The 15,334-nt window shown below is 70.3% G+C and carries 9 protein-coding genes and 1 pseudogene; 8 read left to right on the top strand and 2 right to left on the bottom strand.

Annotated elements, in window-relative coordinates:
• Positions 1-42: 42 nt before the first annotated feature.
• Together RF650_RS04455 and RF650_RS04450 are read right to left on the bottom strand one after the other, a co-directional pair.
• Positions 43-816, bottom strand: coding sequence for an enoyl-CoA hydratase/isomerase family protein (locus RF650_RS04455; protein ID WP_368814182.1), 774 nt, complete (start codon positions 814-816; stop codon positions 43-45).
• A 14-nt stretch (positions 817-830) separates the two neighbouring features.
• Complete coding sequence (locus RF650_RS04450; RefSeq protein ID WP_368814180.1) at positions 831-2,435, bottom strand: fatty acyl-CoA synthetase; 1,605 nt, start codon at positions 2,433-2,435, stop codon at positions 831-833.
• A gap of 445 nt (positions 2,436-2,880) precedes the next feature.
• On the opposite strand from RF650_RS04450, the gene RF650_RS04445 reads away from it, so the two are divergent.
• The 8 genes and pseudogenes from RF650_RS04445 (at position 2,881) to RF650_RS04410 (ending at position 15,318) form a co-directional block, all read left to right on the top strand.
• Positions 2,881-3,555 (top strand): FAD-binding oxidoreductase, encoded by a 675-nt coding sequence (locus RF650_RS04445; protein ID WP_368814179.1) that lies wholly within the window; start codon positions 2,881-2,883, stop codon positions 3,553-3,555.
• Positions 3,552-3,686 (top strand): annotated as a pseudogene (locus RF650_RS04440) (2Fe-2S iron-sulfur cluster-binding protein); the annotation flags it as partial. The gene RF650_RS04445 and the pseudogene RF650_RS04440, both read left to right, overlap by 4 nt.
• Before the next feature lie 44 nt (positions 3,687-3,730).
• Positions 3,731-4,813 (top strand): fatty acid desaturase, encoded by a 1,083-nt coding sequence (locus tag RF650_RS04435; protein WP_368814178.1) that lies wholly within the window; start codon positions 3,731-3,733, stop codon positions 4,811-4,813.
• Between the two features lie 331 nt (positions 4,814-5,144).
• Entirely contained in the window at positions 5,145-5,966 is an 822-nt protein-coding gene (locus RF650_RS04430) for a thioesterase family protein (RefSeq protein WP_368814177.1), read from the top strand.
• 200 nt (positions 5,967-6,166) lie between these two features.
• A complete protein-coding gene (locus RF650_RS04425) occupies positions 6,167-6,493 on the top strand; it encodes a 2Fe-2S iron-sulfur cluster-binding protein (RefSeq protein ID WP_064845186.1) in 327 nt (108 codons plus the stop codon).
• 124 nt (positions 6,494-6,617) lie between these two features.
• Positions 6,618-9,494, top strand: a complete 2,877-nt coding sequence (locus RF650_RS04420; protein WP_368814176.1) for an FAD-binding and (Fe-S)-binding domain-containing protein — start codon at positions 6,618-6,620, stop codon at positions 9,492-9,494.
• Between the two features lie 12 nt (positions 9,495-9,506).
• Positions 9,507-10,328 (top strand): DUF4232 domain-containing protein, encoded by an 822-nt coding sequence (locus RF650_RS04415; RefSeq protein ID WP_368814175.1) that lies wholly within the window; start codon positions 9,507-9,509, stop codon positions 10,326-10,328.
• Positions 10,318-15,318 (top strand): DEAD/DEAH box helicase, encoded by a 5,001-nt coding sequence (locus RF650_RS04410; RefSeq protein ID WP_368814174.1) that lies wholly within the window; start codon positions 10,318-10,320, stop codon positions 15,316-15,318. Before RF650_RS04415 ends, RF650_RS04410 begins: the two co-directional genes overlap by 11 nt.
• Positions 15,319-15,334 lie beyond the last annotated feature (16 nt).

Below are 15,334 nucleotides of genomic sequence, written 5' to 3'. Positions count from 1 at the left end.
ATTTCCGGGGAAGTAGGGGCCTCGTTCATGACCGGAGCCGGTTCACCCCCGGCCCGCGAAGCCGTCCACGAGGGCCACGGACTCCGGAGTCCCGGAGCGCTCGGCGATCACGCTGATCTCCTCCGCCAGGTGGGTCTCGTACTCCGCGACGACGCCGCGGCGCAGCAAGCGCTTCGTGGACCCGTAGGAACCGGCGGTTCCCGCGACGAAACGGTCCTCCACCTCCGTCAATCGCTCGGCGAACTCCTCCGCCGAAACGGATTCAGCAGCAATCCCCCACTCGACCGCTTCCGTCCCGGTGAGCCGGCGACCCCCGAGGGCCAGTTCCACCGAACGTTGATGACCCACTGCGCGGGGCAGCAGATAGGACACACCTGTGTCCGGCGTCAGGCCGATCGCGGCGTAGGCGGCGAGCACGGTGGCGTCCTCCCGGATGAGCGCCCAGTCGGAGTTGAGGATCACCCCCAGTCCGGCCCCGGCCGCCGTGCCATTGACCCCGGCGATGATGAGCAGCCGCGAGCGCACCATGGCCAGGGCCAGATCCCGGGCCGCGGAAGCGAGTTCCCGCAGGAACCCGGGACGCTCGGTGGCCGGACGACCGGCCATGCCCTTGACGTCACCGCCCGCGCTGAAGAACCGCCCCGAACCCGTGAGGGTCAGCACGTGGACGGTGGGATCGGCTTCCGCCCGTCGCAGGGCGGACAGTGTCTCGCGCGCGAGGCCCAGGTCCACGGCGTTGCCGGTGGCCGCGCGGTCCCACACGATCCGCACCACGCCGGCTCTGTGCTCCACCCGGACGGCATCGGGGTGTTCCACGGTGTCCTCCTGCCTCATACCGGGTTCGTCCGTTCCGCCCGCAGTTCGCGCTTGAGCAACTTGCCGGACTGGTTGCGGGGCAGCTCCGCGACGAAGTCCACACGCTTGGGCACCTTGTAATCGGCCAGGCGGGCCTTCACATGGGAGCGCACCGACTCCGCGGTGAGCTCCGATCCCTCCTTGGGGACGATCACCGCCGTGACGGCCTCGATCCACCGTTCGTCCGGGAGCCCCACCACCGCGACCTCGGCGACGTCGGGCAGCTCGTAGATGCAGTCCTCGATCTCGCGAGGAGCCACCAGGACACCCCCGGTGTTGATCACGTCCTTGATCCGGTCCACCACCTGAATGTACCCCTGTTCGTCCTGCACCACCTGGTCCCCGGAACGGAACCAGCCGTTCACGAACGCGTCCGCCGTGGCCTCTGGCTTGTTCCAGTAGCCGGTCAGCAGCTGCGGGGAGCGGTACTGGATCTCCCCTGGCTCCCCGGGTTGAGCGACCCGGCCCTCGGACGTGACCACCCGCGCCTCCACGTTGAACACGGGACGCCCACACGACGCCGGACGGGCGTCGTGCTCGGCGGGTGTCAGGACGGTGCACAGGGGCCCGAGTTCCGACTGCCCGAAGCAGTTGTAGAACCCGATGCCCGGATAGCGGGAGCGCAACCGTTGCAGCACCGTGACGGGCATGATGGACGCGCCGTACTGCGCCTTGCGCAACGACGACAGGTCCCGAGTCTCGAGGTCGGGGTGATTGCTCAGCGGCACCCATACGGTGGGCGCCAGGAACAGCGAACCCACGTGCTCCTCCTCGACCAGCCGCAGGATCTCGGCGATATCCGGTTTCCGGGTCAATCGCACCGCCGCCCCCAGAGCGAGGTAGGGCAGCAGGAACACGTGCATGCCCGCCGAGTGGTAGAGCGGCATGGCCACGAGCGGACGGTCCTCCGCGGTCAGGTCCAGCGCGATGATCGCGGACATGTACTCGGCCAACAGAGCGGCGTGCGTCATCATGGCGCCCTTGGGCGCGGACGTGGTGCCGGAGGTGTAAAGCAGCTGCAACAGATCGTGGCCGCGCACCGTCACCCGGACGGTAGCGTCGTCGGCCCGGGGATCGAGTGCGGTCTCCTGAAGCGAGGTGTCGTCGTCCTCGCCGCCGGGCAGCATGGGCAGGACGCGTTCGACGGCGCGTGCTCTCCCGGAGTCCCGGACCTGCGCCACGAGCGGCAACAGTTCGGGATCGGCAATCACCGTGGTGGCCCCGGAGTCCTCGAGAACGTACGCGAGCTCGTCCCCTTTCAGCGCGAAGTTGACGGGGACGTGCACGAGCCCCGCTTGGGCGCACGCGAGGTACAGGATCGCGTAGACGTCCGAGTTCACGCCGAACGCCGCGACGCGCGTCCCCGGGGTCAGGCCCGCATCGGCCAGACGGCGGGCGACCCGCCGGACCGCGTCCCCCAGCTCCCGGTACGACCAGCACCGGTCCTGGAAGAGCAACGCGGTGGCACCGCCGTTGCGCGACACGGCCCGTTGCAGCAGAGCCCCCACGGTGTCGGCGCGGGCCTCGCCCTGCGGTTCGTCCTCGGTGGATGGCGGTGTATGCGGTGCGGGATCGGTCATGGCGGGGTTCCCCTCATGGTCGGGTCCTCGGAGTCGGCGCGGATCCGGGGACGACGGCGCTCCCCGGGCCCGCGCGCGTAGTAGCCACAGTGCCTAAGTGCGGGGGTGTTGTCCAGATCACGTCGGCTCCGCGCCACATCCGCCCTCCTCGAATATTTAGTGGAGCAAAAGCAGCTCGGGGTGCTCGGATGCTGCTTCTACTCAGTAAAAGCAGAGGGGTGCAGGGGGCGCCCACATGCTGGACGCATACTGCACGTTTACTTACTAATAGGTAGAACTGGGGTATGGGCCACCCCCGGATCAAGGGATTCTTTCGTGCAGCCGCTGGAATTCTGAGCTACCCCCAGGACCCGCGGTCCTTCGCGCAGGTCTTCGGCTCCCTGACGAGCGCACATTACACACGAGGCCACATCACGCACGTGCGGCGCGAGACCCCCCCGACACCGTGACCCTGTTCTTCACCGCGGGTGAGGGGTGGATCCCGCACCGGGCGGGGCAGTGGGCGCGGATCGGCGTGGAAGTGGACGGGAAGCGGATCTGGCGTCCGTACTCCATCAGCGCCCCCGAACACGGTGACCCGTCGATCACCGTCAAAGCGCAGGGCCTGGTGTCCGAACACATCGTTGAGCGCGCCGCCCCGGGCAACGTGCTCTACCTGGAACGCCCCGAAGGACAGTTCCTGCTCCCGGACACCCCCACAGAATTGCTGTTCATGGTGGCCGGTTCCGGGATCACCCCGGTGATGTCCATGCTGCGGACCCTCATGCCGCGCAGGCCGGACCACGACGTCGTGCTGGTCTACGTGTCCCGGAACCGGGAGTCGTGCATCTTCCACGACGAGATCCTGGAACTCGCGGACCAGTTCCCGGGTCTGCGGCCAGTCTTCTGGTTCACCGAGGAACGCGGCTGCCTCGACGCCTCCGACGCCGATGCCCTGGCCGAGCTGTGTCCCGATCACGCGGACCGGGTGACGTACGCGAGCGGCCCGGACTCGTTCGTCAGCGCCGTGGAGGACCTCTCGCGCAGCCACGGCGGCCCCCCGTGGTGGAACGCTTCGATGTCACCAGGCAGTTCAGCGGCGGCCAACGCGGGGAAGTTTGGTTCACCCGTTCCGAGATGACCCTGGGGGTGGGCCTGGACGAAACCGTCCTGGAGGCCGCCGAACGCGCGCAACACCAGCTGCCCCACGGATGCCGTATGGGCATCTGCCACAGTTGTCTGGTTCCCTTGACGGACGGGGCCGTGACCAACATCCGCACCGGTGAGCTGCACCGTGAACCCGGTCCCGTCCAGACGTGCGTGACCCGACCCGCTCCCCACGCCGCGATCCGCTGCGCCTCACGGAGGCCGAGCTCGCGGAACTCGCGGCCGATTTCGACGCCGTGCGGGACGAGGTCTTCTCCCGCCGCGGCCAGTCCGACGCCCAGTACATCCGCCGCGTGGTGGTACTGCAGCGCAGCCTGGAGATGACGGGGCGGGCCTGTCTGCTCTTCTCCCGTCACACACCCCTGTGGTGGGCCGGTGTGGGGTGCCTGAGTGTGGGCAAGATCCTGAATACCATGGAGATCGGCCACAACGTGCTCCACGGGCAGTGGGACTGGATGAACGACAAGGAGATCCACTCGACCACGTGGGAGTGGGACTTCGTGGCGCCGTCGGCGGGCTGGCAGCGCACCCACAACGAGACGCACCACACGTGGACCAACGTGCTCGGCAAGGATCGGGACGTGGGGTACAACGTGCTGCGCATGGACCCCGATCAGCCATGGAAGCCCGTGAACCTGCTGAACCCGGTGATCAACCTGGGCCTGGCACCGGCATTCGAGTGGGGCATCGCGATCTACGACATCGAACTGGACCAGTTCCTGGCCGGCAAGAAGTCCGGGCGGGCCACGTTCGAGGACTTCAAGCGCGTGATGAAGAAGCTGGGCCGCCAGTCCGCCAAGGACTTCGTGTTCTCTCCGCTGCTGGCGTCCCTCACGGGTTCGGGGAAGGCGTCGCTTAAGGGGTTCCTGGCGGCGAACGTGATCCGCAACGTCTGGGCGCACACGGTCATCTTCTGCGGCCACTTCCCGGACGGCGCGGAGACCTTCACGGAGGAGGACGTGCGCGACGAGACTCGGGGGCACTGGTACCGCCGCCAGGCCATGGGCTCGGCGAACATCGACGGTTCACGCCTCATGCACTTCATGAGCGGGCACCTCTCCTTCCAGATCGAACACCACCTCTTTCCGGACATGCCGTCCAACCACCTGGCGCGCATCGCACCCCGCGTGCGGGAGATCTGCCGTAAGTACGGCATCCGCTACACCTCCGGCCCCCTGCCCCGGCAGGTCTTCCAGGCGTGGCGCAAGGTGTGCCGGCTCGCGCTGCCCTGACGACGCCGCCGCTCGCGGCCCCGGCGCTCGCATCTACCGGCTCCGAATTCCCAGTGGAGTAGAAGCAGCTCGGGGTGCCCGGATTCTGCTTTTACTCCACTGGAGCAGCCACCCGCGGGGAGGGCCGGGCGGGCGGTTGCCGGGCGGGTGCGCGGGTCGTGAGCCCGCGGGTGGGCGGGCAACTCGTCCTGCCCGCCACGCGTCGCGAGTCCGATAGGTGTTCCCGCGACGCTCCCCTAGGGTGTATTCCGGCACACACTCGCATCGCGGGCGGCCATGTTCCAGGAACCGGACGCGGCCCCGCCCGCGGTCAGGACAGGCAGGAGCACGCATGAGTACCGAAGAAGCCCCCGGGCACCTGGGCTCCAACGGCGAGGACGTCCCGGACGCCCACTACGTGCGCACGAGCGATCACGGTTTCCGCACCACGGTGTACACGCAGGGAGCGTGGAGCCCCCTGGAACAGCACATGGCGGCGTCGTCCGGCCTGCTGGTACACGAGATCGAACGCAACCACCCGCGCGAGGACGTGCTGCCGGTGCGTTTCTCCTTCGACATTCTGGGGGTCATCCCCGGTGGTGAGATCGAGGTGCACACGCGCGTGCTGCGCCCGGGCAGGACCATCGAGTTGGTCGAGGCGACCATGAGCGCCGGCGGGCGGGACTGCATCCGGTTGAGCCTGTGGCGGCTGAAGACCTCGGACACCCAGGACGTGGCCGGCGGGGAGATCGAGCCGCTGACCCCCGTGGAGCAGTGCGAGCCGGTCAATATGTCCGAGGCGTGGGGCGGCGGGTTCATCAGCTCCGTCGAGGCACGTATCGCCCGGCGGCCCCGACCCGGCAACGGCGCGGGCTGGCTGCGGATCACCAAGTCGGTGGTCGAGGGCGAGGAGTCCTCCCCCACCGCCCGGTTCATCAGCTCGGTCGACGCCGCCAACGGGATCGCTCCGCGCGCGGAGATCGGACCGTGGGCGTTCCCCAATGTGGACCTGAGCATCCACATGTTCCGCGCCCCGGTGTCCTCGTGGGTGGGACTCGACACCCGGGTGGAGTTCGGCGGGGACGGCGCGGGCCTGACTCATTCGGAGCTGTTCGACGAGCACGGTCCGATCGGCCGGGTGGCCCAGGCGCTGACCCTGCGCCGGACGAGCTGAGAAGCCGGTGGCCCGCCAGGACTTGGGCGGGCCGGAACCGCCCGGCTCCACCGGGGGTTGAGCAGGGGCCGGGCGGGTGCGGGTCTCATCACACTTCGCCACGCGATGTCCCCGGAGTTGACGCCCGATCATAGAATGGCCGCTAGTTCCCAGTAATCCGCAACATCCGGACGGGGTAGAACCCCAGGAGGTCCAGCCGCGTGAGCAGCATCCTGATCAATGTGACCAACCGCGAGGGCGAGCGCACCGAGGGCGTCGAGTGGAAGGACCACGAGACGCTCATGGAGTGCCTCACCCGCCACAAGTTCCCGATCCTCGCCACGTGCGGCGGCAACGCCTCGTGCTCCACGTGCCACTCGTACCTGGACCAGGACACGTTCGTGAAGACGGGCGGGACCAACGAGGAGGAGGAAGACCTCCTGGAGATGCTGGACGACACCCGCCACGACAACTCCCGGCTCACGTGCCAGGTGGAGTGGTCCGAGGACCTCGCGGGCGCGGAGATCACGATCGCCCCCGAGTGGTGATCGTCCGCCGCTGACGCGGTGGCAGCACGACACCGCCGCCCCGGCCCGGCGGTGTCGTCACCGGCGGCCTCGTGACCGGTGACACGAGTTGGTAACGCGGCGCCGCGTGGGTGAAAGTTGGAGCATGACTGCTCTCCGGGATGACCTCACCACACGCGCCGCTTACGTCTCGGACGCCTCGATCTATCGCCGGCTGCCGGCGGCGGTCGCGGAACCGCGCTCGGTCGAGGAGATCCGTGAGCTGTTGGCCACGGCCCGGGAGAACGGCTGGCCTGTGATCTCCCGCGGTGGTGGCACCTCCGTAGCGGGCAACGCGATCGGTGACGGGTTGGTCATCGACACCTCCCGGTACTTCAACCGCATCCTGGAGATCGATCCGCACGCCCGCACCGCCACGATCGAACCCGGTGTGATCTGCGATCAGTTGCGGGACGCCGCGAGCGAGTTCGGCCTGACCTACGGACCGGACCCCTCCACGCATTCGCGGGCCACCGTGGGCGGGATGGTCGCCAACAACGCGTGCGGTTCCCACTCGGTCGCGTGGGGTACGAGTGCGCAGAACCTCGTCTCGCTCACGGTCATGCTCGCCGACGGGCGCGAGGTCACCCTGGACGCGGGCGGCACCTCGGACGCCGCACTGGATTCCCAGCTCACCCAGTTGCGGGACCGGCACCTGGCCATGCTGCGCACCGAACTGGGCCAGTTCCCCCGCCAGGTCTCCGGGTACGGACTGCACTACCTGTTGAGCGAGAACGGTTTCGACGTGGCCAAGGCGTTCGCCGGGACCGAGGGCACGTGCGGGATCATCACCCGGCTCACCGTGAAACTCGTGGCCAAGCCGCGCTTCACAGCGCTCGCGGTACTGGGTTTCACGGACGCGATCGCGGCGGCCACCGCGGCCCCGAAGTTCCGCATCCGGGGCGTCACCACGATCGAGGGCATGGGCTCGGACCTGCTGGACGCCCTGCGCACCCGTCCCGGTCAGGAGAACGCGGGCCGTGAGCTCCCCGAGGGCGGCGGCTGGCTCTACTGCGAGGTGGGCGCGGACACCCAGGAGGCCGCGTTCGAGGCCGCCCGGGCGCTGCCGGGACTCGTCGAGGAGACCGTGGTGGATTCCGTGGTCGTGGGCGATCCCGCCGAAGCCCGCGCCCTGTGGCGCATCCGCGAGGCCGGTGCGGGGATCGTGACCCGCTTGCCGGACGGCGGCGAGGCGTGGCCCGGGTGGGAGGACTCCGCCGTGCCCCCGCAGCACCTGGGCGCCTACCTCAAGGACCTCTACGCGCTGCTGGACGAGATGGACCTGCGCGGTATCCCGTTCGGCCACTTCGGCGAGGGCTGTGTGCACATTCGGATCTCCTTCGATTTCAACACGGACGAGGGCGTGGCCCACTGCCGCCGGTTCATCGAGCGGGCCGCGGAACTCGTGCACCGCTACGGCGGCTCGGTCTCCGGGGAGCACGGGGACGGCCGTGCCCGCTCGGAGCTGCTCAGTACCATCTACTCCGACGAGGCACGCGGCGCCTTCGCCCGATTCAAACGGATCTTCGATCCCGACAATTTCTTCAACCCCGGGGTCGTGGTGGATCCCGAACCCCTCGACCGGGGCATCCGCCCGGGTCCCGGCGCGCGCACGTTCGAGCTGACCCCGGTCCACGCGTTCTCCGCGGACGACGGCTCGTTCGGCCAGGCCATCAACCGCTGCGTGGGCGTGGGCGCATGCCGCTCGGACTCGGGGGCCATGTGCCCGTCCTTCCACGCGACCCACGACGAGGTGCACTCGACCCGCGGGCGCATGCGGTCCCTCGCCGAGATGCTGCGCGGCGAGCACATCACGGACGGGTGGAAGTCCAAGGAGACCTACGAGGCCCTGGACCTGTGCCTCTCGTGCAAGGCGTGCGCCACGGAGTGCCCCGTGAACGTGGACATGGCCACCTACAAGGCCGAGTTCCTGCACCACCACTTCCGCCAGGGCCTGGGCTCGTTCGTCGGCAAGGACCGCCGGCCCATGGCGCACCTGACCATGGGGTGGATGCCGTGGCTCATGAAGCTCGTGACCAGGGTCCCTGGTTCGCTGCGCGCGGTGAACTTCCTGGAACGCTTCCGTCCCATCGAGGAACTGACCAAGAAGCTCGGCGGCATCGAACCGAAGCGGCGGATGATCCGCTTCAACGACACCCCGCTCACGTCGTGGTTCAAGACCCGCACCCCACAGGGCGCGGTGGCGCGCGGAGGCGGCCGCGCGGCGTCGTCGGCGGAGAAACCGTCCGTGGTGCTGTGGCCGGACACGTTCACGAACTTCTCCGCGGACGGGCCCGGCAAGGCCGCCGTGGCGGTGCTAGAGGCCATGGGCTACCGCGTGCTCATGCCCATGGGAAACGTGTGCTGCGGACTCACGTGGCATTCCACCGGGCAGTTGGACATGACCCGCCGGACCCTGCTGCAGACCCTGGACGTGATGGAGCCGCTGCTCGAGGCTGGCTACCCGATCATCGGGCTGGAACCGTCTTGCACGGTGATGCTCCGGCACGACATCACCGAGCTGCTCCCAGATGACCCGCGCGCCCACAAGGTCCGGGCCCTCACGGTGACGCTCGGTGAGTTCAGTGCGCGCCACGCCGAGGACGGCGGGGACTGGCCGTTCGACACGCTCGAGACCCACGCGGGACCGGGCACCGCGGTGTGCCAGGTGCACTGCCACGAGAAGGCCCAGGGCGACTTCACGCCGGAACTACGCGTGCTCGAGAAGCTCGGGGTGGACACCGCCGTGGTGGGCGGTGGCTGCTGCGGTCTCGCCGGGAACTGGGGCTTCGAACCAGGTCACCACGAGATCTCCCAGACCCTCGGGGAACGCAACCTGTTCCCCGCGATCCGTGCCGCGGGGCCCGGTTCGATCGTGCTCGCGGACGGTTTCTCGTGCCGCACGCAGATCGCCCAGGGCACCGACGCGGAAGGAGTCCACCTGGCACAGGTGATGTATGCCGCATTACGCGCGGAAAAGTAGCACACTGTTGCCATGAGGAGTCACTTGCCCGTCCCCCGGGGCACCCACACCGCCACCCGTCCGTTGCTCGCGGCCACCGCGCTGAGCGCTCTCATGGTCCTCTCGGCCTGCGGTTCCTCGGACGGCGCCTCGTCCGAGGAGCAGAACACCGCACCCGCTGGCGCCTCCGTCTCCGCGAGCGCCACGGCGTCCCCGAGCGCCTCGTCCATGTCCCCGAGCCCGTCGGCCAGCCGGTCCGCGAGCCCGGCTGCGAGCGCCGAGGCCACCGAAGCCACAGACGCCGCGGCGTCCGGTGGACAGGAGGGGCAGGCCGCGGAGTCGGCTCAGCCGTCCGCCGAGCCCGATCGCCTCGCGTCCGCTCCCGAGCTGGGCATGCCCACTGCGAGCCCGTTCGACCAGGCGAAGGCGGATGCCCAGCGCGCCGGCGGCACGTGCAGTGCCGGGCAGCTCTCCGGATCGCTCACGCCGCAGCAGGGCGCGGCGGGTTCGGTCATTGCGTCCCTCACGCTCACCAACAACGGCTCCGCACCGTGCACCCTGAGCGGCTACCCGGGTGTGTCCTTCGTGGACGCGAACGGTGCTCCCGTGGGTGCGCCGGCCTCCCGGGACGCCTCGGGTGCGGGCACCGTGACCCTACAGCCCGGCGCGTCCGCGAGCGCCGGGGTGCGGATCACCCAGCCCGGTGTGATCGGTCAGGTGTGCAACCCGCACCAGGCCGCGGGCATACGCGTGTACCCGCCGGACAGCTACGAGTCGCTCGTGGTGCCCTACTCGGGTCAGGCGTGCGGCAACCCCAAGGTCTCCCAGTTGCAGGTCAAGGGTTTTGGGTCCTGACCCCGTCCTGAACCTTTTCTCCCCCGCGACCGCGCAGTGGTTCGACGCCGCGTTCAGCGGGCCCACGGCGGCCCAGCGCGGCGCGTGGGAAGCCATCTCGGCGGGCCGCCACGCTCTCGTGGTGGCCCCCACCGGTTCCGGTAAGACGCTTGCGGCGTTCCTGTGGTCGATCGACCGCTTGCTGACCAACAAGAAGGCGGACGGGTCCGACGACGCGGAGGACCGCACCTCGGTGCTCTACATCTCCCCGCTCAAGGCCCTGGGCGTGGACGTGGAACGCAACCTGCGCGCACCGCTGATCGGGATCACCCAGGCCGCCAAGGCCGCCGGCGGGGAGCCCCCGGAGATCTCGGTGGGTGTGCGCTCAGGTGACACCCCGCAGGCGATCCGCCGCGCCCTGTTGGCGCATCCCCCGGACGTGCTCATCACGACCCCGGAATCGCTGTACCTCATGCTCACCTCCAAGGCGCGGGAGACCCTGCGCCACGTGAACACCGTGATCATCGACGAGGTGCACGCGGTGGCCGGGACCAAACGCGGGGCGCACCTGGCGGTGAGCCTCGAACGCCTCGACGACCTCCTGGAACGTCCCGCGCAACGGATTGGGCTCTCCGCGACCGTGGAACCCGTGGACACCGTGGCCGGGTTCCTGGGCGGCTCCCAGCCCGTGGACGTGGTGCGCCCGCCGTCCGAGAAGGACTGGGACCTCACGGTGTCCGTGCCCATCCCGGACATGACCGTGTTGGGCGGGGCGGCGGCGTCGCCGTCGTCCGGGGACCTGGACGGCAACCTGGAGGCGTCCGACTACCAGGCCACCGCGTCCATCTGGCCCCACGTGGAGGAACGGATCGTGGACCTCGTGGAGGCGCACCGTTCCACAATCGTGTTCGCGAACTCGCGTGGCCTCTCGGAGAAACTCACTGCGCGACTCAACGAGATCCACGAGTTCCGGCTCGCCAACGCCGCGGAAGAGAGCCCCGCGGATTTGGACGGTGGCGATCCCGTGGCGCTGGGTGATGCGCTCTCCGACCTCCTGGACGGCGCCGCCGCGCAGGCCGACGACGCCGCGCGCAGCGAGGGCGCGGTCAGCGCTTCTCGGGCCCGCGACTCCGCCCCCGCGGACATCCCCCGCCAGCACAACCGCCACGAGGGCGCGTCCCCAGTGCTCGCGCGCGCCCACCACGGCTCGGTGTCCAAGGACCAGCGCGGTCTGATCGAGGAGGACCTGAAGACCGGGCGGTTGCGGTGCGTGGTGGCCACCTCCTCCCTGGAGCTCGGGATCGACATGGGCCACGTGGACCTGGTGATCCAGATCGAGTCCCCGCCTTCGGCGGCGTCCGGTTTGCAGCGCGTGGGCCGCGCGGGCCACCAGGTGGGCGAGGTCTCGATCGGGCGGATCTACCCCAAGCACCGCGGGGACGTGCGGGACGCGGCGGTGATCGCTGAGCAGATGCTCGCGGGGCACCTGGAACCGCTGTCCGTGCCCACCAACCCCCTGGACATCCTGGCCCAGCAGACGGTCTCGGCGGTTGCCGCGGAGGACGTGGACGTGGAGAGCTGGTACGACACCCTGCGCCGCAGCGCCCCGTTCCGTTCGCTGCCGCGCTCCGCGTACGACGCCGTGCTGGACCTGCTCGCCGGGCGGTACCCGTCCGACGAGTTCGCCCAGTTGCGGCCCCGGCTGGTGTGGGACCGCGAGACCGGGACCCTGCAGGCCCGCCCCGGTGCCCTGCGGCTCGCAGTCACGAGCGGTGGCACCATCCCGGACCGCGGTCTGTTCCCCGTGTTCCTCGTGGGCGAGCAGGACAGCAAGTCCCCCAAGCGCGTGGGTGAGCTGGACGAGGAGATGGTCTACGAGTCCCGCGTGGGGGACATCATCGCCCTGGGTGCCTCGAGTTGGCGCATCGAGGAGATCACGCACAACCGGGTGGTCGTGGCCCCGGCCCCGGGCGTGCCCGGCAAGCTCCCGTTCTGGCACGGGGACGGTCTGGGCCGGCCCGTGGAATTGGGCCGCGCCACGGGTCGGTTCACCCGTGAACTCGCCGGCGCCCAGGACACCGAGGCCCGCGAGCGCCTGGCCGCCTCCGGCTTGGACGAATGGGCCCGGGACAACCTCATGGCCTACCTCTCCGAACAGCGGGAGGCCACGGAACACGTTCCGGACGATCGCACGCTCGTGGTCGAGCGGTTCCGGGACGAACTCGGGGACTGGCGCGTGGTGTTGCACAGCCCGTTCGGCACCCCCGTGCACGGCCCGTGGGCGCTCGCGGTGCGCGCCCGGTTGGACGAGCGCTGGGGTCTGGATGCCAGTTCCCAGGCCGCGGACGACGGCATCGTGCTGCGCGTCCCCGCCACGGACGAGGAACCGCCCGGGGCGGAGCTGTTCCTCTTCGACCCGGACGAGCTCGAGCGCACCGTGACCGAGGAGGTGGGCGGCTCGGCGCTGTTCGCGTCCCGGTTCCGGGAGAACGCCGCGCGTGCCCTGCTGCTGCCGCGGGCGGATCCCGGTAAGCGCACGCCCCTGTGGCAGCAGCGTCAGCGCTCCGCCCAGTTGCTGGACGTAGCCCGCAAGTACCCGCAGTTCCCGGTGATCCTCGAGACCGTGCGCGAATGCCTGCAGGACGTGTACGACGTCCCCGCGCTGCTGCAATTGCAGCGCGATCTGGCCGGGCGCAAACTGCGCATGGTCGAGACCACCACGGACACCCCCTCCCCCTTCGCGCGCACCCTGCTGTTCGGGTACGTGGCCCAGTTCCTGTATGAGGGCGATTCGCCCCTGGCCGAGCGCAAGGCCGCGGCCCTGTCCCTGGACCCCTCCCTGCTCAACGAGCTGCTCGGTCGCGCTGAGCTGCGCGAGCTGCTGGATCTCGAGGTCATCGAGACCACGGTCCTGCAGTTGCAGCGCCTCGCGCCGGACCGCCGGTTGCGCGGCGTGGAGGGCGCGGCGGACCTCCTGCGCCTGCTCGGTCCCATGACGGCCGACGACGCCGCAGTGCGCTTGCGCGCGGAAGGCACCGCAACGGCGTCGCCCCCCGCGCAGAGCGCGCAGGAGACCCCCGATGCCCCGGAAACCGACGACACCGAGGATGTCGACGCGGCCGAGGACGTGGCCCCCGAGTACCAACCCATCAGCGCGGACGCCGCCCGCGAGCTGCTGGACGCCCTGGTGTCCACGAACCGGGCGATCGTCCTGCGCGTGGGCGGGCGCGAGGTCTACTGCGCGGTGGAGGACGCCGCGCGGATGCGGGACGCCCTGGGCCAGCCCTTGCCCATGGGTGTGCCCCTGACGTTCCTGGAACCGGTCGCGGATCCCGTGGGGGACCTCGTGTCCCGGTACGCGCGCACCCACGGTCCGTTCAGCGTGGCGGAGGCCGCGCAGGCCCTGAGCCTGGGGCCCGCCGTGGTCGAGACCGCGCTGCGCTCGCTCGCCAAGCAGCGGCGCGTGAGCGAGGGGGCGTTCCGCCCGAGCGGGGACCCCGCGGCGTCGGAGTCGGAATGGTGCGACGTGGATGTGCTGCGGACCCTGCGCCGCCGTTCCCTGGCCGCCCTGCGCGCGGACGTGGAACCCGTGGACCCGCAGGTATACGCCACCTTCCTGCCCGCGTGGCAGCACGCCGTCCCGGGGCACCAGTTGCGCGGGTTGGACGGGGTGCTCACGGTGATCGACCAGTTGGCCGGGGTGCCCGTGCCCGCGTCCGCGTGGGAACCGCTCGTGCTCGCGCAGCGCGTGGTGGACTACCGGCCCGCGATGCTGGACGAGCTCATGGCCGCGGGCGAGGTGCTCTTCTCGGGCGCGGGGTCCCTGGGCGGTGAGGACGGGTGGGTCGCGTTCCACCTGGCCGAGTCCGCGGAGCTGTCCCTGCCGCCCGTGCCGCAGCTCGAGGCCGCCGCCGAGGCCCTTGACTCCACGCTGGAACGTGAACTGCTCGCCGTGCTGCGGGCCGGTGGGGCGTACTTCGCGTGGCAGCTCATCCAGCCGCTCGCCGAGGCGGGCGTGTCCGTGGACATGGCCCAGCTGCGCACTGCGCTGTGGAACCTGCTGTGGGCGGGGCTCATCACCAATGACACCTACGCCCCGGTGCGCGCACTCGTCTCGGGCGGGCACTCCGCCCACAAGACGCCCAAGCGCCCGGGCCGTTCCCGTACGGCCGGGCGGCGCGGCGCCGCGCGGTTGCGGGCCGCGTCCCGCGGCCCCGGCGGTGTGGATCCGGCGGCGTCCGCGTCCGGCGACGGCGCTCGCGTCGTTCGCGCCGCGGGGGGCGGTGAGGACCGTGTCACGGCCGGGCGCTGGTCCGTGCTGCGCCCCGAACCGCTCAACCCCACCGTGCGGGCGCAGGCCCAAGCGGAGCTGTTGCTGGACCGCTACGGCATCCTCACGCGCGGTCCCGTGGCGGTGGAGGACGTCCCCGGCGGGTTCTCCACCGTCTACAAGGTCCTGCGCGCCCTCGAGGACGCGGGCCGCGCGCGGCGCGGGTACTTCATCGAGGGCCTCGGCGCCGCCCAGTTCACGCAACCCACGACGGTTGACGTGCTGCGCAGTTTCACGGACGACGACGCCGCTCGCAAGGCCGAACCCCGCGTCCTCGCCCTCGCGGCCACGGACCCCGCCAACCCCTACGGTGCCGCGCTGGACTGGCCGGAAGCGGTGGCTCTCGAATCCAGCACCAAGCACCGCCCGGGACGCAAGGCCGGCGCCGTGGTGGTACTCGTGGACGGGGCGCTGATCCTCTACCTGGAACGTGGCGGGAAGACCGCGCTCGCGTTCGTGTCAGACCCGGCCCTGCTGCGCCTCGCGGCGGAGGCCGTGGCCGGGCTCGTGCAGCGCAGGGCCATGGACTCGCTCGTGGTCGAGAAGGTCAACGGCGACTCGGTGCTCTCCTCCGAGGACCTCGTGACCGCGGTCCGGGACGGTCTGCTGGCGGGCGGCTTCTACCAGACCCCGCGCAGCGTGCGGATGCGGGCTCCCGTGGGCGGGGGCAGGTCCGGCTGATACCGCTTTGATACCT

The organism is Kocuria sp. CPCC 205297, assembly GCF_040981035.1.
GTDB lineage: Bacteria > Actinomycetota > Actinomycetes > Actinomycetales > Micrococcaceae > Kocuria > Kocuria marina.
This window is presented reverse-complemented; position numbering and strand designations above follow the sequence as displayed.